This window comes from Kribbella aluminosa (assembly GCF_017876295.1).
Lineage (GTDB): Bacteria > Actinomycetota > Actinomycetes > Propionibacteriales > Kribbellaceae > Kribbella > Kribbella aluminosa.
In genome coordinates, this window is record NZ_JAGINT010000001.1 from 2,477,442 (window position 1) to 2,497,596 (window position 20,155).

Below are 20,155 nucleotides of genomic sequence, written 5' to 3' on the forward strand. Positions count from 1 at the left end.
CAGAACTTGACCTGAACCAACGTTGAGGTTGCACGCTCGTAGTCCCCAACAGGAGAGAACAGACATGCGTGCAGCAGTGGTGACCGCGTTCGGCGGTCCGGAAGTGATCCAGACCCGCGAGGTACCGGACCCGATTCCGGCTGCGGGACAGGTGCTCGTCGAGGTGGAGATCGCGGACCTGATCTTCGTCGAGACCGCGATCCGGCGCGGCGGCCACGGCAAGTTCTTCGACGTCGAGCCGCCGTACATCCCCGGCAGCAACCTCGGCGGCCGGGTCCGCGCGGTCGGCCCCGGCGTACCGGCGGACTGGATCGGAAAGACCGTGGTCGGCCGCCCGCCGAACTTCGGCGGCCACGCCGAGCTGGCCGTCCTCACACCGTACGTCGAAGTACCGCCGGAGCTCGACCTGCAGACCGCGGTCGCGGTGTACGGCGACGGCTTCACGGCCCTGATGCTCGAGCAGCTGGCGCCGTCGATGACCGGGCAGAACGTCCTGATCACCGCCTCCGCCGGCGGCATGGGCCTGCTCCTGATCCAGCTCGCGCACAAGGCCGGAGCACACGTGATCGCGGCCGCCCGCGGCGAGCAGAAGCTCGCGCTGAGCCAGGCCCAGGGCGCCGACGTACTGATCGACTACAGCAACCCGTCCTGGGAAAAGCTGGTGCTAGAGGCAACAAACAACCAGGGCGCCGGCATCGTCTTCGAAGGCGCCGGCGGCGAACTCGGCAGCACCGCGTTCACCGTCACCAGGGACGGCGGCTGGTTCTCGGCCCACGGCGCCCCCAGCGGCGGCTTCGCCACCATCGACCCGGCCACCGCCGAACGCCGCGGCATCACCGTGAAGGGCATCATGGACCTCCGCGCCGACTCCACGACCACCACAGTCACCGCCCACGACGTCCTGACCCGCGCAGCCGCCGGCGACCTCCGACCCGTCATCGACCGCACCTACCCGCTGGACGAACTCCCCAAAGCCCACCAGGCCCTGGAAAGCCGCACCCTCCGCGGCAAAGCCCTGATCCGGATCGCCTGACTACCCGAGCAGTACTGCGTTCTGTTGCCGAGCAGCGCGCAGCATCGGGCCCGCGGTTCGCCGGTGGCCGCGCAGCAGTTCGGCGACGCTGCCGGTGTCAGTCGGTGACGGATTCGTCGGCACGATCGGCGAGGCCCGGGCGGGCGGTGACGATCTTGTTCCGTCCGTCCCGCTTCGCGCTCAGCAGTGCATTGTCGGCGGCAAGGATCAGCTGGTCCATCGTGTCGGCGACCTCGGGGTAGACCGCCGCGCCGATGGACGCCGGTACGCCGGTGATCACGGTGCTGCGGGCGCTCGCGGTCTCCACGGCCACGCTCAGCGTGCTGAGCCGGTCGCGGATCCGTCCGGCCACTTCGAGCACCTCGCCCTCGGAGGCGCCGGGCAGCAGGACCGCCAGCTCGTCGCCGCCGACGCGTGCGACCAGATCGCCCTGGCGGACTTCGGCGCGGATGCTCTCGGCCACCGCGCGCAGTGCCTGGTCACCGGCCGGGTGTCCGTACGTGTCGTTGATTTCCTTGAACTTGTCGAGATCCAGCATCAGCAGCCCGACGGTGCTGCGCAGCGACTGCGCCCGGGCGAGCTCGGCCGGCACTGCGTTGGCCCAGTACGCCGGGGTGGCCAGACCGGTCTTCACGTCGGTGCCCGCCGCCCGCTGGAACTGCGGCAGCAGCAGATCGCGGTGCAGGGTGAGCACGGTCACCATCAGGATCGGAACCACCCACGGGTACGACGCTTGCAGCGCGGCGACCGCTACGCCGAGCCCCAGGCCCGCGACCACCACGAGCTGATCTGCCAGATCGCCCAGCGCACCACGCGCAGTGGCGTCCGGGGACGACAACAGGATCGCTCCGATGACCAGCGCGAAGTTCACCAGCCACCAGGTCGCTGCTGCGCCCAGCACGACCAGCAACGGCCACGGGCCGGTCGGTACGCGCGGCTCGTGCAGCAGGCCGCCGGCCCGCAGTACGGCGGCACCTGCCGCGCTGGCCAGGATGAACGTGCCGGCCGAGAACACCTTGCGGTGCGCGATCGTCCGGCCGTAGACCCGGATCCAGGAGTAGCTGTACGAGATCACGACCAGCGCGACCACCAGGCTGAGCGGGAGCAGCAACAGGCCGGCGAACACCCAGAGGCTCTTCAGGTTCGTGTACGGCGAAGTGTTCGCCGCCATCTCGCGTCGGCGCTCGATCCCGCGGGCAGACTCCAGGTGCAGGATGGACGCTGCGGTCAGCACCCCGAAGGCCAGCCACTCCGCACGGCCGACGCCCCTGGCGATCGTCGATCCGGCAGACAGGACGGTGATCATGACCGCGACCGCATCGACCCCGAGCACGTACAGCAGCGCGGGACGGGGGAGCGACCAGAGCTTCCACTGCCGGGGTGGCACTAAATTGCTCCGACCGATCAGAATCATTGTGGCCTCACCAGGATCGACCTGAACGGTTATTCCTGAATAGTAACTGTTCGTTCACGCGAGGTCAGCACCGGCCCGCGTTTTGTTTCATCCTCTGGGATGACGAAGGAAGGACTGCACCATGGCGAAGATCAGCACCGGCAACGAGTGGTTCCGCGGCGGCAACGAGTGGTTCACCGGTACCGGGAACGAGTGGTTCCAGGGTGGCAACGAGTGGTTCACCGGCGGTAACGAGTGGCTCCGGAAGCCGGGCAACGAGTGGCTCCACAAGCCCGGCAACGAATGGTTCCGCAGCGGCAACGAGTGGTGACACCGAATTTCTTTACCGACATTTTACGGAGCCGATCGGGAGATATTGCGCGGATCTCCAGCGGCTCATCCGACCGGCATTTCGGCGGTGCCGGTCGCGGCCCGGCGGGCACGTGCCCAGGCAGTGCCCGCCAGCAGGGCCGCGCAGGTACCGACGGCCCCCATCGCGCCGACCGCCACCGACGGCGACCAGTTGTCGGCGAGTAGCCCGGCGAGCAGGATCCCGATCCCCTGACTGCTCTTCAGTGCTGTACTCGCGACCCCGAACGCCTGACCACGCTGCGCGTCCGGCACTGCCTGGACGAACGCAGCGCTGGTCGGCAGGTGGTACGCCGACGCCAGACCGGACAGCGCCCACAACGCCACGGACAGCGGCAGGCTCGGCCCGTCGATGCAGAAAATCAGCGGCACGCAGGCAAGGACGGCCAGCGGCCCGAGCAGCCGCAGGCGATGCTCCGGCTGCCACTTCGTGATCAGCCACATGCCGAGCACGGCGCCCGCCGGGCTGGCGGCCAGCAGGAAGCCGGCCGCCGTGGTGCCGTGGCCGATCTCGTGCGCGTACGGGACGGCGAGGCCTTCGACGGTCACGTAGAAGCCGGCGATCGTCGCGAGCAGGACCAGCGTCCGCAGTTGCGGCGTACGGGCGACGAGGGAGAATCCGGCCGCGAGATCGCGGAAGTAGCTCGTCGCTGGCGCATTCGCGCCATGACCGTCCTGGCCACTGTTCGGCGTCGGCCGGTGCTGCACGCCGAAGACGACCAGAGCGGCCGACAGCACGAATGTCGCCGCGTCCAGCAGCAGTCCGCCGGACGTCCCGACGGCGACCACGACAGCGCCGCCGAAGCCGAACCCGAGGACCTGGCTGAACTGCACGACCATGTCGTTCGCGGCCTTGCCCAGGACATAGTGGTCACCGGGCAGTACGGCGGGCAGCGTCGCCGCGCGGGCCGCGTTGAACGGTGAGCCGAACGCCTGCACGGCGAGCAGCAGCAGGATCACCGCGATCAGTGGGAGGGCCTGGATTGCCATCGCTGCAACGAGAATGGCGCGGGCTACGTCCGTGACGATCATCACGGTGCGGCGGGGGTAGCGGTCGGCGATGCCGGAGAGGAGGGGGCCGAAGAGGAGGTCGGGGATGTAGGTGAGGGCATAGGTGAGCGCCGTCAGGCCGGCCGAGGAAGTGCGGTCGAAGACCAGGACCGAGAGCGCTACCCGGGCGATCTGGTCGCCGGCGACGGACAGTACGCCGGCCAGGAACAGCGCCCGGAACTCCGCATGCCCGAACACATCTCGCCAGCGCGCACGCTCGATCACCCCACCTGCCATACCTTGCACGTTAACCACATTCCGTGGCCTGACACCTCCCGACCGTGAGCAAATCGATGAATCAAGGGTTTGCCTGCGGCGCATCAGTGCCAAATCTTGGTCAGATCGGGACCCGGTGGAGCGAGATTTGGATGAACGTTCTACTCTGGAGTTCTCCGGTGGCGGGGTCTGGGCGGGGCGGCCCCGACCCTGCCACCGGAGCTCTTCTTTTGGGGCCATCCCCGGAACTGTCGGTGCTGCCCGGTAGCGTTCTCGGTGCCAGGGGCGGCTCATGGACGTGCTTCCTTCTCCTTCACCAGGCAAAGTAGCGCGCCCGCTCTCCGCCCCTGGCGCCTTCGTCCGGACGCCCAGGGGGAGACGCGATGCCCGACCGACCAGCGGATCCGCGGGCTGCTGTCCTGCTGCGCCGCCGCCGGCTGGTCGACGCCACCGCGTTGACCCCGCCGGTACGGCGTTCCGCCTGGCAGTGGCTGCGTCGCCCGTTGACGATCCAGGCGGGGCTGTCCGCGTTGCAGGCGGACCTGATCCAGCGCGGCCTGCTGCTCTCGGTCGGCCTGTACCGGTATTGCGCTGCGTTGTCGGCGCCCGCGCTGGCCGGATTCGGCGGCGCGCTGCTGGATCTGCTCGACGCCGAGTCCGGGTTCGACACCGAGCACACGCCGCTGTTCCGCGGCTTCCCGGAGACCGTGCCGGGCAACACCGAGACCTTCTACGTCAACAGGGTCTTCGCGCGGCTGCTGCAGGAGCCGGAGCAGCCGTGCGTGCTGTGCGGCGACACGAGCTCCGTGCATGCGGTCTCGCCGTGTGCGCACCTGGTCTGCCGGACCTGCTGGGACGGCTCCGACTTCAGTGCGTGCCCGCTCTGTCTGCAGCGCATCGACCCGAAGGATCCGTTCCTCCGCCCGTCCGCCGCGGAGGACGCGGAGGTCCACGTTCGCTCGGACCGCCTGCGGCTGCTCTCGCTGGCCACCGCCGATTCGGTGCGGCAGACGATCGACGGGCTGCTGGCCAGGCGAGCGCCGTTGTCGGCTTCGGATCGCGCGGACCTGCAGGTCCTGCTGGACGGCGCCAGTTCGGCCTGGCTGCCCGCGGACATCCCGGTGCGCGAGACCCGGGCGCTCGTGATCGCGCATTTCCTGGCCGCCGAGCCCGCGATGATCGATCGCACCGACACCGCGACCGACGTACTGCGGCTGATCTACGCGCTGATGGACGCGGACCCGGGTCTGCGGACCCCGCCGGCCCGGCGGAAGTCGTTGCCTCGGGCAACGCGGCGGCTGGTGCTGCGGCGGCTGGACCGGCTGCCGGTGGAGATGCTGGTGGAGGACCTGTTCCGGCACGAGCGCGCTTGGAAGCGGATCGGCGAGAGCCTGCATCCGTTCGAGTTCGCGGCCCGGTTCCCGGTCGCTGCGCTGGCGTTCGCGATTCTCCGCCGTACCGACCTGGACCTCGGTACGCCGGCCGGGCGTGCGGTGGCGGGCGAGTCGTCGCGGCATCCACTGGTGCGGGTCGCGGACGGGCGGCTCGTGCTGACCACGTTCGGCTCGCGGGTCGAGGACGCGTTCACGTCCGGCCGGCCGGACCAGGCGCTCGACCTGCTGCGGCAGCGTCCCGGCGAGCTGGTACGGCGACTTGTGCAGCTGGCTCGTGCGCTGCCACCGGAGCAGCACGCCATGCTCGTCGACGCGCTGACGACCGCCGTCTCGGACGTGTCGCCGGTCGTCCTGACGGCCGCGCTCGGGCAGGTCCGGACGCCGCCGGGCGAGCTGCGGCTGTTCTTCCCGCGCGGCGGGACCACCCGGATCTGGACCGCGGTGGACGAGCGGGAGCCGTTGCCGGCCGCGCTCGCCGCCGAGCTGTCCGGCGTACTCACCGGGGAAATGTTGCGGAGGGCAACAGGTCTGCCGCGCTGGCGGCGGGCGTTCCTGGACGAGGAGCTGACCCGGCTGGCCGCGCCCGGATCGGAGCGGAGTACGTCGGCGAGCCTGCTGCGGATGCCGCGGGGGAGTGCGGTGCCGATTCCGCAGGACGAGCTGCTCCGGCTGTTCCTGCACTGGGTGGAGCCGCGCGGCCGGCGGGTCGACCTCGATCTGTCGGTCGCGGTGTTCGACGACGAATGGGGTTTCGTCGGGCTCTGCGACTACACCCGGCTGCGGTTCGACGAGGACGCGCTCGTGCACTCCGGCGACCTGACGTCCGCGCCGGGGCCGGGCGGCTCGACGGAGTTCGTGGACGTCGACCTGCGGGCGGTGCGCCGGGTCGGCGGGCGGTACCTGCTGCCGGTCGTGTTCAGCTACAACGACGTACCGTTCGAGGAGCTGGAGCGCGGGTTCGCCGGGGTGCTGCGGCAGCCGTCCGGGCTGTTCGATCCGGCGGCCGTCGAGGAGCGGTTCGACCTGTCCGGGCCGGCGAAGATCCTGCTCCCGTTCGGCGTGGACCTGCACACGAAGGAGCTCCGCTGGTACGACGTGAATCTGAGCGCCGCCGGCTACGGCCACAACGTCGCGCGGTACGCCGGTCAGCTCGGGCTGATGGCGGCGACGCTGGAGGAGGTCCACGGCTCCGGCGACCGGGTCAGCCTGTGGGAGATCTGCTGCTGGCACGCGGCGGCGCGGACCGACGAGATCGCGGTCCGGTGTGCCGACGGGTCCGTGGTCGGGTACCGGCGCGCCGAGGGTGAGGAGCCGGCGGCGTTCGCGCGCCGGGTGACCGCGCGGCTGGAGCCGGATCGGGTCTGGGACGACGACGCGGCGGCCGGTGCCGACTTCGTTGCCGTGCTCACCGGAGATCTGGCGGCCCGGCCGGGGGCGGAAGTGTACGCGCTGCATCCCCGCCTGCTGGACAACGCGAGTGTCGCTCTGATCGACGCGCCGCACCTGCTGGCGGTGCTGGCCCCCGACAGCCGGGCGCGAGCGAGCGTGCGGGCGGTCTGAGCTCGGTCCGGCACTGCGCGGCACCTGCGTTCGGGCGAGTCTGGCAGGAGCCTGAGAGGATTTTGACAATTCCGTGACGGACGCGAGTCCGGTGCTTTGGTGTGCTCCGGGCCGGGGGTACAACGGAATTGGCGAAGGGAGCCACGAATGGCGTACGACGTGGTGGTGCTCATCGAGCGGGAGATGAGCGAGGGCGACGCGCGACGCATTGCCGCCCTGCACGCGAGGCGTGAGGATGTCGTCAACTACCACCTGCTGATCTCCAGTCATCCGGAGAACGGCCCGAGTGGTCCGATGGCGTTGCTCGGCTCGACGTTCGCGGATGTGGCCGGGCTGACCGGTTCGGCGTCCGTGACCGGCTCGGCGACCGCGCCGTCGGCGTCGACCGGCCCGCCGCGCACGGCCCGAACACAGACGGCGACCCTTGCGGACCCCGCGGTCGATCTCGCCGCGGTGATCGAGCACAGCGCCCGTCGGCTCCGGGCCGCGAGCGGATACCCGGTGCAGGTCTCCATCACGCACGGCGAGGTGCTGCTGGCGCTGATGCAGATGGTGAAGACGACGAGCGGTCAGGAGGTCGTGGTGGTCGCCTGGCCGGAGACCGCGGCCCGGTTCCTGTGTTCCGACTGGACCGCGAAGGCGCGCAAGGTGCTGAAGGTTCCGCGGATCCGGATCCTCGAGCACGACAGCTGAGGAGGCCCCGGGTCTTCGCTGGTCGGGCTCAGTCCTCGATCAGGGCCAGCAGCGTGTCCTGCTCCGCCTCCGGTACGTAGCCGGCGTAGTAGTCGAACATGTTCTGCCGGGCGATCCGGGCGGCGGCGTGGCCGTTGCCGGTGCGGATCGCGTCGACCACCTCGGCGTGGTGGTGCAGCGACTCGAGCATCAGCGCGCGGCTGTTCGGCGCGTGCGCGATCTTGTCCGAGATCAGCCCGAGGACGACGCCGCGGACGACCTCGTTACAGGTCTGGATCAGTGAGTTCCGGCTGATCCGGGCGATCAGCTCGTGGAACGCCAGGTCGGCCTCGCCGAAGGCGTCGAAGTCGACGTCGATCGCGGCCCGCATCGCGACCAGCGTGGCCTCGAGCTCGTCCAGCTCCTCGAGGGTACGCAGCCGGGAGGCGACCTGGATCGCGGCGCCGTCCATGATCATCCGGAACCCGATCAGCTCGCTCAGGGTCACCTCGTCGACCCGGGCCAGCCGGGCCACCTGCTTGCGCAGCGCGGCCTGTGAGAACGGCAGGATCTCCGGCCCGTTCGGGTCGCCGGGCCGGGAGCGGACCACTCCGTTGCTCTCCAGCACCCGCAGCGCCTCGCGCACCGTCGACCGGCTGACCGCGAACTGCGTGACCAGCTCGCGCTCGCTCGGCAGTCGCTGACCGGGGGTCAGCTCGCCGCGGGCGAGTGCCTCCTCGACCTGCTCGACGATCCGCTGGTAGGCGCGCACGGGCTGCACGGGCTCGAACCGCGGAGACTTCGGCATACGGCACACCCCCAGTCGCTTGACAGGCACCTGACCAGGGGACAAACCTAGTGGCCCATTGAGACCTAGTCCACTGGTCGGACCAGTTGGGTGCACTGGAGGAGTAGACGTGAAGTCGTCGTTCCCTACGCGAGTGGTCGCATTCCTCGCCTCCGCGGCGCTACTCTCCGTGACCGCGTGCTCGGCCGGATCCGGTACGTCGTCCGGCGGCAGCTCACCGGGTGGCGGGCAGGACCTGTCGATCGGCCTGGTCGCGGAGCCGGCCAGCCTGGACTTCACCACCACCGACGGGGCGGCGATCCCGCAGGCGCTGCTCGGCAACGTCTACGAGACGCTGGTCAAGCAGGACGACTCCGGCAAGATCGTGCCGTCGCTGGCGAAGTCGTGGACGGTGTCGGCGGACCGCAAGACGTACACGTTCGACCTGGTCGACAACGCGAAGTTCACGAACGGCAAGCAGTTCACCGCGAGCGACGCGGTGTTCAGCATCAACCGGGTGAAGACCGCGTGGACGATCTCGCTGAAGAGTGCGATGGACGTCGTCTCCGCCGCGACGGCGGTGTCACCGACGAAGCTGCAGGTCACGCTCGCCAAGCCGAGCAACGACTGGCTGTTCCGGATGACCACCCGGATCGGGGCGATGTTCTCCGAGACCGGCGTCAGCGCACTGGCCACTGCCCCGGTCGGCACCGGGCCGTTCAAGTTCTCGAAGTGGAACCGCGGCGACTCGATCGTGCTGACCCGTAACGACGACTACTGGGGCACGAAGCCGAACTTCGCGCAGATCACGCTGAAGTACTTCAAGGACGCGACCGCGCTGAACAACGCGCTGCTGACCAGCACGATCAACGTGATCGGCACGGTGCAGGCACCCGAGGCGCTGAGCCAGTTCACCAGCAACTCGAAGTACCAGGTGATCGAGGGCACGACGAACGGCGAGGTGCTGCTCTCGTTCAACAACTCGCGGCCGGTGTTCAAGGACGTCCGCACCCGGCAGGCGATCCGGATGGCGATCGACCACAAGGCGCTGCTCGACACCTGCTGGGCCGGTCGCGGCAAGCTGATCGGCAGCATGGTCCCGCCGACCGACCCGTGGTACGAGGACCTGACCGGGATCGCGCCGTACGACCTGGCCAAGGCGAAGTCGTTGCTGCAGGCCTCCGGTGCGGCCGGCCAGACGCTCCGGCTCCGGCTCCCGACGTTGCCGTACGCAACGTCCTGCGGCCAGGTGGTGAAGAGCGACCTGGAGCAGGCCGGGCTGAAGGTGCAGATCGACCAGCTCGAGTTCCCGGCCGCGTGGCTGACCACGGTGTTCAAGAACGCCGACTACGACATGTCGATCATCGCGCACGTCGAGCCGCGGGACCTGGGCGCGGTGTTCAACGCGAAGTACTACACCCGGTACGACGACCCGACGCTGCAGGCCGATTTGGCCGCGGCCGACGCGGGTGACGAGGCCACGCAGGTCGCGGACATGAAGAAGGCGGCCCGGCGGCTGTCCGAGCAGGCCGCGGGCGACTGGCTGTTCCTGCTGCCGAACCTGATGGTCGCGGACAAGGACATCAAGGGCCTGCCGACCAACGCGATCACCGAGGCCTTCGACCTGTCCAAGCTCAGCCGATGATCCTCCGCCTGATCGAGCGCACCGCCGTGTTCTTGGTCAGCCTCGCGGTGAGCACTGTGCTGGTGTTCGCGTTCATGGCGATCCTGCCCGGCGACCCGGCCCGGGTCGCCCTCGGCGTGAACGCCTCGGACGCGGCAGTGGCCGAACTGCGGCGGCAGTTCGGCCTCGACCGTCCGCTGCCGACGCAGTACTTCGACTGGGTCGGCGGCCTGCTGCACGGCGACCTCGGTACGTCGTACGTGTCGAAGGTGGCGATCGGGCCGCAGGTGTTCGACCGTCTGCAGGTCACGCTCTGGCTGGTCGTCGCCGGGATGATCGTCGCGCTGATCGTCGCCGTACCGGCCGGGACGATGATGGCGGCGCGGCACCGGCAGGTCTCCGGGCTGGCGCTGTCCGCGGTCTCGCAGATCGGTGTCGCGGTCCCGGCGTTCCTGGCGGGCATCCTGCTGATCGTGGTGTTCGCGGTGAAGCTCGGCTGGCTCCCCGCCAACGGCTGGACCCCGCCCGCTCAGGACCCCGGGATGTTCCTCAAACAACTGATCCTCCCCGCGCTGTCACTCGGCCTGGTCCAGGGCGCCGTCCTGACACGCTACGTCCGGAGTGCGGTGCTCGATGTGTTGCGCGAGGACTACTTGCGAACAGCCCGGGCGAAGGGTCTCCGCCCGTTCCACGCGTTGTGGAGACACGGCCTCCGCAATGCCGCCGTTCCTGTCGTAACTGTTCTTGGCCTCCAACTCGCGACGCTTCTGATCGGAGCGGTCGTGGTGGAACGCGTCTTCGTGATCCCGGGCCTGGGCAGCCTCCTCCTGGACGGCGTGTCGAACCGCGACCTCCTGCTGGTGCAGGACGTGGTGATGGTCCTCGTGCTCGCAGTACTCCTGGTCAACTTCCTCGTCGACATCCTGTACGTCGCCCTGGACCCAAGACTCCGGGCCTCCGCATGAGGCGCCGCAACCCGAGCCTGCTGGCCGGCGCCGTCATCGTCGGGGTGATCGTGCTGATGGCCCTCGTCTCGTTCGTCTGGACGCCGTACGACGCCACCCTCGTCACCCCGGCGTCACGCCTGCTGACACCGTCGTGGTCGCACTGGTTCGGCACCGACAAGTTCGGCCGGGACGTGCTCAGCCAGATCATGGTCGGTTCCCGTACGACGTTGTTCGTCGGCGTCGTCGCGGTCGGTGTGGCCGCGGTCATCGGCGTACCGCTCGGGATTCTCGCGGCGATGGTGCGCCGCTGGCCGGGCGAGGTGATCATGCGCGCGAACGACCTGCTGCTCGCGTTCCCGGCGCTGCTGCTGGCGATCATGTTCGGCGCGGTCTTCGGGGCCAGCACGCTGACCGCGATGGTTGCCATCGGCATCGCTTCGGTGCCGAGCTTCGCGCGGGTGATCCGGAGCGGGGCGTTGCAGGTGATGCGGACGGAGTACGTGCTCGCTGCCCGTGCCGCGGGGCGCCGGCCGTGGCCGATCGCCGTACGGCATGTGCTGCCGAACGTGACGAGTCTGATCACGGTTCAGGCGTCGGTGTCGTTCGCGATCGCGGTGCTGGCGGAGGCCGCGCTGTCGTTCCTCGGGTACGGCACGCCGCCGCCGACGCCGTCGTGGGGGCGGATGCTGCAGGAGAGCCAGGAGTTCCTGTTCAGCGCGCCGCGGCTGGCGATCTTCCCGGGGGTGGCGATCGCGATCGCGGTGCTCGGGTTCAACCTGTTGGGCGACGGTCTGCGCGACCGGTTCGATCCGAAGCTGGAGGACCGCAGATGAAGGAGCGGAGCGAGTTCATCATCCAATGCAGCGAACGCTGTCGTTCATCCACGCCCGCAGCGAAGCGAGGACGTGGATGAACGACGTACTGACGGTGCGCGGGTTGTCCGTCTCGGTCCGGGACACGACGCTCGTGGCGGACGTGGACCTGACGGTCGGCGCGGGGGAGCGGGTCGGGCTGATCGGGGAGTCCGGCTCGGGAAAGTCGCTGACCGCGCTGAGCATTCTCGGGTTGTTGCCGGAGGACGTCCGGGCCGGCGGTTCGGTCCGGCTGGACGGTGTCGACCACGAGTTGGTCGGTGCGGACGAACGCCGGATGTCGCGGGTCCGCGGCCGGGACATCGCGATGGTGTTCCAGGAGCCGATGACCGCGCTGAACCCGACGATGCGGGTCGGTGACCAGATCGCCGAGGCGATGCTCATCCACAAGACTCACGCCAAACCCGCGGCTCGCGCGGCGGCGGCCGACCTGCTGGAGCGGGTGCAGCTGCCGCCCGAGACGCTCCGGGCGTATCCGCATCAGCTGTCCGGTGGCATGCGGCAACGAGTTGTCCTGGCGCTTGCCCTGGCCAACGATCCGGCGCTGCTGATCTGCGACGAACCGACGACCGCGCTCGACGTCACGGTCCAGGCGCTCGTCCTCGACCTGATCGTTCGCGGGGTCCTGGATCGCTCGGCCGCGCTGCTGTTCATCACCCACGACCTCGCCGTCGTCGCCACGGTCTGCGAACGGGTTCTGGTGATGTACGGCGGCCGCGTCGTGGAGGCCGGTCCCGTCGAGGAGGTCTTCACGCGGCCCCGCCACCGGTACACCGAAGGTCTGCTCGCGGCCTCGGACCTGGAGGCGAACTCCCGGCGGCTGACCACGATCCCCGGCAACGTGCCACCCGCCGGTCGCTTCCCGTCGGGCTGTGTGTTCCGTACGCGTTGCGCGCACGCCACCGCCCTGTGTGAGGAGAGGCCCGCGTGGACCGGGGCCGAGGCCGACGGCTTCGCCTGCCACCATCCGGCCGGAGGCACCGATGCCTGAACACGTCCCACCGGCGCACGACCGCGAGCACGACCCAGCGCCACGCCAGCACGGCCCGGCGGCACGCCTGCACGGCCCGGCGGCACGCCAGGACGGCCCGGCGCATCCGGAGCCGGTCATCCGCGTGGTCGACCTCGTGCGCGACTACCCCCGTCCGCGGACGTCACTGGTCAGACCAGCGCCCGTCGTACACGCACTCCGCGGCGTCAGCCTGGAGGTCAAGCACGGCGAGCGGTTCGGCATCGTCGGCGAGTCCGGCTGCGGCAAGTCCACCCTGCTGCGCATCGTCGCCGCCCTCGACCGCGCGACCTCGGGCCACGTGTTCGTCGAAGGCACCGACATCACCAACCTCCCGGAGCGCCGGCTGCGGCCGCTCCGCGAGAACCTGCAGCTCGTCTTCCAGGACCCGATGAGCTCGCTCGATCCGCGCATGCGGGTCCGCGACATCATCGCCGAACCCCTTGTGGTGCAAGGCCATCCGGCCTCCGGTCAGCGGGTCCGCGAGCTGCTCGAAGCCGTCGGTCTGTCCGCCGATGCGGGCGACCGGTACCCGCACCAGTTCTCCGGCGGGCAGCGGCAGCGGATCTCGATCGCCCGCGCGCTCGCCCCGCGGCCGCGGATCCTGATCGCCGACGAGCCGGTCAGCGCCCTCGACGTCTCGGTCCGCGCGCAGGTCCTGAACCTGATCTCGGACCTGGTCGACGACCTCGACCTGACCCTGGTGTTCGTCTCGCACGACCTGTCCGTGGTCAAGCACGTCTGCGATCGCGTGGCGGTGATGAACGCCGGCCAGATCGTCGAGACCGGCTACACCGCGGACGTGTACGCCGCCCCGCAGCATCCGTACACGCAACGCCTGGTCTCCGCGATCCCGACGCTGCAGCGGGCGCTGTCCGGCGCGACCACCTCCGACCTGCTCGCGAACGGAGATCCAGCATGAGGTTCCCCGCCGGCTTGCCGATCGGTGAGTCATGGATCGAGGCACCGGGCGCGACACCGGTGATCTTCCCGTACGACGGTTCGGTCGTCGCGGACGCCCCGGTCGGGGACGTCGCGATGGCGCGGGCCGCCCTCGACAGCGCGCTCGCCGTACGTGAGACGGTCGGGCGGATGCCGTCGTACCTGCGGCGGAAAGTCCTGCAGGGCGTGCATTCCGCGGTACTGGCCGAGCGGGACGCGTTCGTGGACCTGCTGGTGCTGGAGACCGGGAAGCCGCTGGTCGACTGCCGGGTGGAGATCGATCGGACGCTGCTCACGCTGGAGACGTCGGCCGAGGAGGTCGCGCGGCTGCACGGTGAGACTGTGCCGCTCGACCTCTTGCCGAGCGGTGAAGGGCTGCAGGGGTTCTGGGTGCGGAAGCCGATCGGCGTGGTGGTCGGGATCACCGGGTTCAACTACCCGTTGTTGCTCGCGGCCCATAAGATCGCGCCGGCGTTCGCGGCCGGCTGCCCGATCATCGTGAAGCCCGCGCCGCAGACGCCGCTGGCGACGCTCTGGCTCGCACACCTGATGCGCTCGGCGCTGGCCGACGCGGGTGCGCCTTCGACCGCGTTGCAGGTGGTGACGGGCGGGCGGGAGGTTGGTGCGACGCTGACCACGGACCGGCGGATCGGCGCGGTGTCGTTCACTGGATCGGCCGCCGTCGGGCACCGGATCGCGCGGGACGCGGCGCCTACCAAGGTACTGCTCGAGCTCGGGTCGAACTCAGCACTGGTCGTTGCCGATGACGCCGATCTGGACGCGGCGGCGGACGCGATCGTACGCGGCGGGTACTACGCCTCCGGCCAGGCCTGCATCTCGGTGCAGCGCGTGATCGCGGTCGAGCCGGTGCGAGACGTGTTGCTGGAGAAACTCGGTGCTCGGCTCCCCGGTGTGGTCGTCGGTGATCCGCGTGATCCGGAGACGCGGGTGTCCGCGCTGATCAACCCGGCGGCGACGGACCGGGTCCGGCAGTGGGTCGGCGATGCGGTGCACGCGGGGGCGTCCATCGCGTACGAGGCCCCTGGCGACGTGCTCGGTCCGACGGTCTTGACCGACGTACCGGATGGTCTGCCGGCGTGGGACGAGGAGATCTTCGGACCGGTGATCGCCGTACGGTCGGTTGCCGATGTGGACAGTGCCCTGCGGGCCGTGAACGAGACGCGGTACGGCTTGCAGGCGAGTGTGTTCACGTCGTCGCTGGACACCGCGTTCGCGGCGATCGACCGGCTCGACGTCGGGGGAGTGGTGATCAACGACGTCCCCGGGTTCCGGTCCGACGTGATGCCGTACGGCGGCGTCAAGGACTCCGGCACCGGCCGCGAAGGCCCACGCTTCGCCATCGAAGAACTGACGACGACCCGGATGGCCATCATCCGCCCCCGCCCATGACCACCAACAGCCGACTTTGTGAAGCCACCGCCCATTTCTCGCCGTCGCAAACGGTTGGTGGCTTCACAAGGTCGGGAGACCACGGGAGGTGACGGCGATGGATTATGCGAGGCTCTTCCGGCTCGACGGCAGGCATGCGCTGGTGATCGGCGCGGGCAGTGGGATCGGCCGCTCGAGTGCTCTGGCGTTGGCGGCCCACGGGGCGCGCGTCACGTGTGCGGATCGGGACCTCACCGCGGCTCGCTCCACCGCCGGGACCGCGTTGGCGGCGTACGAACTGGACATCCTGGACGACGCCGCGATCGACCGGGCTGTGGGGGACCTGGATCCAGTCGACGTGCTGGTGTTCACCGCCGCCACGAACGTGCGGAAGCGGATCCTCGACTACACGGCCGACGAGTTCGATCGGGTCGTGTCGCTGAACCTGCGGGCCTCGTTCCAGCTGGTACGCGCGTTCGGCCGCGGTATGGCGGAGCGCGGGCGGGGGAGCATCATCGGGTTCAGCTCGATCCGCGCTACGACGGTCGAGCCGGGCCAATCGGTGTACGCGGCAACAAAAGCCGGTCTCGTCCAGTTGCTGCGGACCGCGGCCGCCGAGCTCGGACCGTCCGGCGTCCGTGCGAACGCGATCGCCCCCGGAGTCGTCGAGACTCCGCTGACCGCACAGATCAAGGCCGACCAGAGCTGGTACGACGCCTACGCGCAGAAGAGCGCACTCGGCCGCTGGGCGCAGCCGGACGAGCTCGCCGGCGCGGTCGTCTACCTCGCCTCGGACGCGGCAAGCTTCGTCACCGGCAGCGTCCTCGCCGTCGACGGCGGCTGGACCGCAGTCGACGGCCGCTTCGAACCACCGAACTAGGAGGTTGTATGAGTCTCGCCGACCTGACTGCTGTCGAACTCCTGGCGATGTACCGCGACGGCTCGGTGTCGCCCGTCGAGGTGATCTCCGATGTCCTCGACCGGGTGTCCGCTCTCGAACCGCAGCTGTGTGCGCTTTACGCGTTGGACCCCGACGGCGCGCGGGCGGCGGCGCACGAGTCCGAGCAGCGGTGGCGGGACGGTACGGCGGGTGCGCTGGATGGCGTGCCGGTGACGGTGAAGGAGAACATCGCGACGCGCGGAACGCCCGTACCGCAAGGGACCGCGGCGACCGAGCTGGTACCGGCGGCGGAGGACGCGCCCGCCGCGGCGCGGTTGCGGGAGGCCGGGGCGGTGATCTTCAGCAAGACGACGATGCCGGAGTACGGGATGTTGTCGTCGGGGGTGTCGACGTTCCACCGGTTGACGCGGAACCCGTGGGACCTGACGAAGACCGCCGGCGGATCGAGCGCGGGCGCGGCCGCCGCGGGCGCCGCCGGGTACGGGCCGATCCACGTCGGTACGGACATCGGCGGGTCGATCCGCCTGCCGTCCGGGTGGTGCGGGCTGGTCGGGCTGAAGCCGACGCACGGGCGGATCGCCGTCGGCAACCCGTACGCCGGGCGTGCGATCGGGCCGTTGACGCGGACCGCGGGCGACGCGGCGCTGGCGTTGTCGGTGATGTCGGGGTACGACCCGCGCGACTACACGTCGATCCCGCCGGCCTCGGACGTGTTCGACGTACAGCTGAAGGGCTTGCGGGTCGCGTTGCTGCTCGACGCCGGCGTCGGCCTGCCAGTCGATCCCGAGGTCAGCGCGGCGGTCTCGGCCACGGCCACGGCACTCGAGCAGGCCGGCGCGGTCGTCGAACCGATCGCCCCGATCATCACCCGCGACATGCTCGACGGCCTCGACCACTTCTGGCGGATCCGCTCCGCCACCGACATCGCCGCCCTCCCCGAAGAACGCCGCGCCAAGGTGCTACCGCAGATCCGCCAATGGGTCTCGACCGCCACGGACCTCACCGCCGCCGACATCTTCCACGGCTACAGCCAGATGTCCGCGATGGCCACAGCCGTCACGAGGGTCTTCACGACGTACGACGTCATCCTGTCGCCGGTCGCCCCGATCACCGCCTTCCCCGCCGAACTCGCCTACCCGACGGACGACCCCGGCAAGCCGTTCGAACACATCGCCTTCACCGTCCCGTACAACATGTCCCACCACCCCGCCACCACCGTCAACGCCGGCTTCTCCCGCGACGGCCTTCCGATCGGCGCCCAACTGGCCGTGCCCCACCACCAGGACCTGACCGCGCTGGCCCTGGCCGCTCACCTCGACAACCATCAGCGGGCCTGGCCGACAAGCTGACGCCTCGACACCATCGAGCGGTCTCACAGCCCCGACCGATAGGTTGAAGAGATGAGTCAACCCGCGTCGACACTGCCCCCGTGCACCAGCTGCGGCGGTCAGCAAATCGGCAACCTGGAAGTCATCAGCCAATACACAGTAGGCATCCACCCAGCTGGCCGCTCCCTCTGGAAACGCCCGCTGTCCACCCTGAGCGCGGTCGCCTGCCTCAACTGCGGCCTGACAACCTTCTTCGCCGGCCAACTGGACGCCCTCCGCACCGAGACCCAAAAGAAACCCCAAGACTTCCTCTGGTAACCGATCAGAAGCTAACCGCCGACGGCGGCGTCCAGCCGGGCAACAGCTGTCGTCACGAAGCGCACGAACGCGGCATCCGTCGTGACGGTCTCGCTGCTGCCTCTGAGCGCGAGGACGGTGCCGCCGCGCACGACGCACGCGGTGTACGTGCCGGACTTGAGCTTCGGATCCGCGGGGTCTCCGAACCGCAACACGATCCCGTCCCGCAAGCTTGCCATCGGCAATTGCCGAGCGAATACGTGGAACGTCTCGCCCTCCATGGTGCCGGCGAGGGTCTGGCACCGCGGCAACATCTCGGCGATCTTCTGCAGCAGCGGAAGCTGCGACGTCGGCCACCACGCAATCACCTCGGTGGCGTCCGTATCGCCGCCCGGACTGTCTCGCCGGAGGAAGTACTGGCCGCGAACGCTCAGCGTCGGCGCCTCCCGATCACGCAACGGGTCGCGGAGCACCTCGCAGTCGACCGGGTCGTAGGTGATCGGCACGCGGAGCGTGGGGATCGGGTCGGGCGCAACTCCACCGTCCCAGCCCTTCGGCAGGTCGGCGACCCGAAGCGCGGCCAGCTTCGCCTGCTCGACGGTGAGCGGCGCGATCGTTGGCGCGGGGCTGGGTGTTGGCGGTGTCGGCTGGGTGGTGCAGGCGGTGAGGGTTAGTACGGCGAGGGTTAGTACGGCGAGGGGGGCGAGGCGGCGTGCCACCTAGTACTCGCCGTAGATCTGGACCTTGGTGCCGATCGGGGTGTCCTCGAAGATCTGGTGGATCTTCGTCGCGCTCAACATGAGAGCACCTCATCACGACGAGGCGATGCTCGGCAAAGCTGCTGAAGCTATGTTGCTTGTAAGGCGTTGTGGGCAGTCAAGCGCTCGCTCAGAGCAGGCCGGGTCCGGCGCCGGGCTCCTCCTGATCGACAAGTTGACACGTCCTACTCCGTCGCTGCTCCGTGAGCCGTGCGGCCAACGGCTCCAGCCGTCGGTCGACCGCCTGCCTTGCGCGCTCGTGTGGGGATGGCAAGAGGTGCGTTTACTGCTCCAGAGTGAAGCCTGGATCGTGGTGCCCGAGGTATTCGGACAGCTCCTTAACATTGACGCCGTCGGCGAGAGTGATGCTCGCGTAGTAGTGCCGCAGCGCGTGCATCCCTGCCTTCCGGTTGGTTATGTAACGCCGACGTCCACGAGCGTCCTTTGTCGGTGGGGGAATGACCCCGCTGGCTGAGACGGCCGGCTTCCAGACGACCTCATCGAAGAGTCTCGCTCGCAGCGGCCTGCCATCCTGCCAAATGAACAGGAGGTCGACCGTCTCGATCTCTCCGTCCTCGTGCTCCCAGGGTAGAGAGACGGCGGTCGCGCCGAAGCGCTCGATATGCTCCCTGGCGATCGTGGCGTATGAGGATGGCATCGGTACGACTCGCTCCGTGTCGTTCTTTGGGAGTGCGTAGACAAGATGCTTGCCGAGCCGCTTGATCTGTCGCCGGACTCGGATGACTCCCGCATCGAAGTCGAGGTCGTGCGGTGAAAGCCCGAAGATCTCGCCTTGGCGCAGCCCCGCGGCCGATCCCGTGATCGGAATCAGTCGGAACTCCTCAGGGTGGGCCGCGATGATGCGATCGACGGTCTCGTCGGACCAGACCTCAACCCTGGCTTTGGCCAGGGCGGGCCTCTTGACGACGCGTGACCTGGCTGGATTGCGCTTGATGAGTTCATCGGCGACTGCGAGCTCGAGACATCCGTTCAGCACCAGGAACGCACCTCGCGCGGTAGATACCCCGTAGGTACTGACGAGGCGAGTCAGCCAGACCGCGATCTCTGACGGCACGATGCTCTTGACCATCCGCTGCCCGAAGACCGGCTGCAGATGGAGCCGCCACATCGACTCGTACCGGATCTGCGATGCCGGGTCTACCGTCCGGGATTTGAGCCACCGTTCACCGATCTCGTCGAGCCGAGCCTTGCCTGCGCCACCGCTTCCCGCGTCCCCAGCGCTTCTCGTTCCGCTCTCGTACCAGGGACCCATCGGCCAGCTTCACTGACTTCGTCCACTGATGATCCTTCGCAAACGCCACAACAGCCTCCCAGCACGCTGAAACACCGACGGTGCTCAACGCGCGAGGACGCACTTGATTGACGCGGCAGGCCGAGACTGACCAGCGTTTGTCGCTGATGGGCGAAAGTTCTTATAGATAAAGGATCTCGCGACTGCTCAGTTCGTATTAGTTCTCATCGGCAACCATCCTCTCGCGCTGATTGGGGTGCGTAAAGAGGTGCGTTGAGTCTGCCCGCCGGTCTCGTTGTGGGATCCGGCATGTGGGCAGCGGCGTGGCGTGAGCAGCCCTTACTGTGTGTTGGGAAAGCCAC

At 69.1% G+C, this 20,155-nt stretch carries 17 protein-coding genes; 12 read left to right on the forward strand and 5 right to left on the reverse strand.

All coding sequences use genetic code 11. The features are described from left to right. The first annotated feature begins 64 nt into the window (after positions 1-64). Positions 65-1,033: a zinc-binding dehydrogenase gene (locus JOF29_RS12085; protein ID WP_209694283.1), complete on the forward strand. Its 969-nt coding sequence runs from the start codon at positions 65-67 to the stop codon at positions 1,031-1,033. Positions 1,034-1,130: 97 nt separating this feature from the next. On the opposite strand, the gene JOF29_RS12090 is transcribed toward JOF29_RS12085, so the two are convergent. Then, a complete protein-coding gene (locus tag JOF29_RS12090; RefSeq protein ID WP_209694284.1) occupies positions 1,131-2,447 on the reverse strand; it encodes a GGDEF domain-containing protein in 1,317 nt (438 codons plus the stop codon). Between the two features lie 121 nt (positions 2,448-2,568). Here JOF29_RS12090 and JOF29_RS12095 point away from each other — a divergent pair, with 121 nt between their 5' ends. Beyond that, positions 2,569-2,757 carry a DEAD/DEAH box helicase gene (locus tag JOF29_RS12095; RefSeq protein ID WP_209694285.1) on the forward strand — a complete coding sequence of 63 codons (189 nt, stop codon included), beginning with the start codon at positions 2,569-2,571 and terminating at the stop codon, positions 2,755-2,757. 65 nt (positions 2,758-2,822) lie between these two features. On the opposite strand, the gene JOF29_RS12100 is transcribed toward JOF29_RS12095, so the two are convergent. After that, complete coding sequence (locus tag JOF29_RS12100; RefSeq protein WP_209694286.1) at positions 2,823-4,082, reverse strand: MFS transporter; 1,260 nt, start codon at positions 4,080-4,082, stop codon at positions 2,823-2,825. A 362-nt stretch (positions 4,083-4,444) separates the two neighbouring features. Between JOF29_RS12100 and JOF29_RS12105 the strand changes: the two genes are divergently transcribed. Continuing rightward, positions 4,445-7,015: an MXAN_6230/SCO0854 family RING domain-containing protein gene (locus JOF29_RS12105; RefSeq protein WP_209694287.1), complete on the forward strand. Its 2,571-nt coding sequence runs from the start codon at positions 4,445-4,447 to the stop codon at positions 7,013-7,015. Positions 7,016-7,162: 147 nt separating this feature from the next. After that, complete coding sequence (locus JOF29_RS12110; protein WP_209694288.1) at positions 7,163-7,708, forward strand: hypothetical protein; 546 nt, start codon at positions 7,163-7,165, stop codon at positions 7,706-7,708. A 28-nt stretch (positions 7,709-7,736) separates the two neighbouring features. Here JOF29_RS12110 and JOF29_RS12115 read toward each other — a convergent pair whose 3' ends face one another. After that, the gene (locus JOF29_RS12115) at positions 7,737-8,495 is read right to left on the reverse strand and encodes a FadR/GntR family transcriptional regulator (protein WP_209694289.1); all 759 of its coding nucleotides are present in this window, start codon (positions 8,493-8,495) and stop codon (positions 7,737-7,739) included. A gap of 109 nt (positions 8,496-8,604) precedes the next feature. Between JOF29_RS12115 and JOF29_RS12120 the strand changes: the two genes are divergently transcribed. From JOF29_RS12120 to JOF29_RS12155, 8 genes are all read left to right on the forward strand, one after another. Continuing rightward, complete coding sequence (locus JOF29_RS12120) at positions 8,605-10,119, forward strand: ABC transporter substrate-binding protein (RefSeq protein ID WP_209694290.1); 1,515 nt, start codon at positions 8,605-8,607, stop codon at positions 10,117-10,119. Further along, a complete protein-coding gene (locus JOF29_RS12125; RefSeq protein ID WP_209694291.1) occupies positions 10,116-11,063 on the forward strand; it encodes an ABC transporter permease in 948 nt (315 codons plus the stop codon). Before JOF29_RS12120 ends, JOF29_RS12125 begins: the two co-directional genes overlap by 4 nt. Continuing rightward, on the forward strand, positions 11,060-11,878 hold the full coding sequence (locus JOF29_RS12130) for an ABC transporter permease (protein ID WP_209694292.1): 819 nt from the start codon (positions 11,060-11,062) through the stop codon (positions 11,876-11,878). Before JOF29_RS12125 ends, JOF29_RS12130 begins: the two co-directional genes overlap by 4 nt. A gap of 25 nt (positions 11,879-11,903) precedes the next feature. Continuing rightward, positions 11,904-12,908 carry an ABC transporter ATP-binding protein gene (locus JOF29_RS12135; RefSeq protein ID WP_245357553.1) on the forward strand — a complete coding sequence of 335 codons (1,005 nt, stop codon included), beginning with the start codon at positions 11,904-11,906 and terminating at the stop codon, positions 12,906-12,908. Further along, positions 12,901-13,848, forward strand: coding sequence for an ATP-binding cassette domain-containing protein (locus tag JOF29_RS12140; RefSeq protein ID WP_209694293.1), 948 nt, complete (start codon positions 12,901-12,903; stop codon positions 13,846-13,848). Before JOF29_RS12135 ends, JOF29_RS12140 begins: the two co-directional genes overlap by 8 nt. Continuing rightward, entirely contained in the window at positions 13,845-15,278 is a 1,434-nt protein-coding gene (locus JOF29_RS12145) for an aldehyde dehydrogenase family protein (protein ID WP_209694294.1), read from the forward strand. The genes JOF29_RS12140 and JOF29_RS12145 overlap by 4 nt, the downstream gene beginning before the upstream one ends. Positions 15,279-15,375: 97 nt before the next feature. Continuing rightward, entirely contained in the window at positions 15,376-16,137 is a 762-nt protein-coding gene (locus JOF29_RS12150; protein ID WP_209694295.1) for an SDR family NAD(P)-dependent oxidoreductase, read from the forward strand. Positions 16,138-16,145: 8 nt separating this feature from the next. After that, on the forward strand, positions 16,146-17,507 hold the full coding sequence (locus JOF29_RS12155; RefSeq protein WP_209694296.1) for an amidase: 1,362 nt from the start codon (positions 16,146-16,148) through the stop codon (positions 17,505-17,507). Between the two features lie 308 nt (positions 17,508-17,815). Here JOF29_RS12155 and JOF29_RS12160 read toward each other — a convergent pair whose 3' ends face one another. Together JOF29_RS12160 and JOF29_RS12165 are read right to left on the reverse strand one after the other, a co-directional pair. After that, entirely contained in the window at positions 17,816-18,502 is a 687-nt protein-coding gene (locus tag JOF29_RS12160) for a hypothetical protein (RefSeq protein ID WP_209694297.1), read from the reverse strand. 322 nt (positions 18,503-18,824) lie between these two features. Continuing rightward, positions 18,825-19,814 carry a tyrosine-type recombinase/integrase gene (locus JOF29_RS12165; RefSeq protein ID WP_209694298.1) on the reverse strand — a complete coding sequence of 330 codons (990 nt, stop codon included), beginning with the start codon at positions 19,812-19,814 and terminating at the stop codon, positions 18,825-18,827. Positions 19,815-20,155 lie beyond the last annotated feature (341 nt).

Bases quoted from the DNA above. Each gene is read 5' to 3' on its own strand.
- JOF29_RS12165 (WP_209694298.1), bottom strand. From the start codon at position 19,814: ATGGGTCCCTGGTACGAGAGCGGAACGAGAAGCGCTGGGGACGCGGGA.
- JOF29_RS12110 (WP_209694288.1), top strand. From the start codon at position 7,163: ATGGCGTACGACGTGGTGGTGCTCATCGAGCGGGAGATGAGCGAGGGC.
- JOF29_RS12125 (WP_209694291.1), top strand. From the start codon at position 10,116: ATGATCCTCCGCCTGATCGAGCGCACCGCCGTGTTCTTGGTCAGCCTC.
- JOF29_RS12085 (WP_209694283.1), top strand. From the start codon at position 65: ATGCGTGCAGCAGTGGTGACCGCGTTCGGCGGTCCGGAAGTGATCCAG.
- JOF29_RS12135 (WP_245357553.1), top strand. From the start codon at position 11,904: ATGCAGCGAACGCTGTCGTTCATCCACGCCCGCAGCGAAGCGAGGACG.
- JOF29_RS12090 (WP_209694284.1), bottom strand. From the start codon at position 2,447: ATGATTCTGATCGGTCGGAGCAATTTAGTGCCACCCCGGCAGTGGAAG.
- JOF29_RS12150 (WP_209694295.1), top strand. From the start codon at position 15,376: ATGGATTATGCGAGGCTCTTCCGGCTCGACGGCAGGCATGCGCTGGTG.
- JOF29_RS12145 (WP_209694294.1), top strand. From the start codon at position 13,845: ATGAGGTTCCCCGCCGGCTTGCCGATCGGTGAGTCATGGATCGAGGCA.
- JOF29_RS12140 (WP_209694293.1), top strand. From the start codon at position 12,901: ATGCCTGAACACGTCCCACCGGCGCACGACCGCGAGCACGACCCAGCG.
- JOF29_RS12100 (WP_209694286.1), bottom strand. From the start codon at position 4,082: ATGGCAGGTGGGGTGATCGAGCGTGCGCGCTGGCGAGATGTGTTCGGG.
- JOF29_RS12115 (WP_209694289.1), bottom strand. From the start codon at position 8,495: ATGCCGAAGTCTCCGCGGTTCGAGCCCGTGCAGCCCGTGCGCGCCTAC.
- JOF29_RS12105 (WP_209694287.1), top strand. From the start codon at position 4,445: ATGCCCGACCGACCAGCGGATCCGCGGGCTGCTGTCCTGCTGCGCCGC.
- JOF29_RS12095 (WP_209694285.1), top strand. From the start codon at position 2,569: ATGGCGAAGATCAGCACCGGCAACGAGTGGTTCCGCGGCGGCAACGAG.
- JOF29_RS12155 (WP_209694296.1), top strand. From the start codon at position 16,146: ATGAGTCTCGCCGACCTGACTGCTGTCGAACTCCTGGCGATGTACCGC.
- JOF29_RS12130 (WP_209694292.1), top strand. From the start codon at position 11,060: ATGAGGCGCCGCAACCCGAGCCTGCTGGCCGGCGCCGTCATCGTCGGG.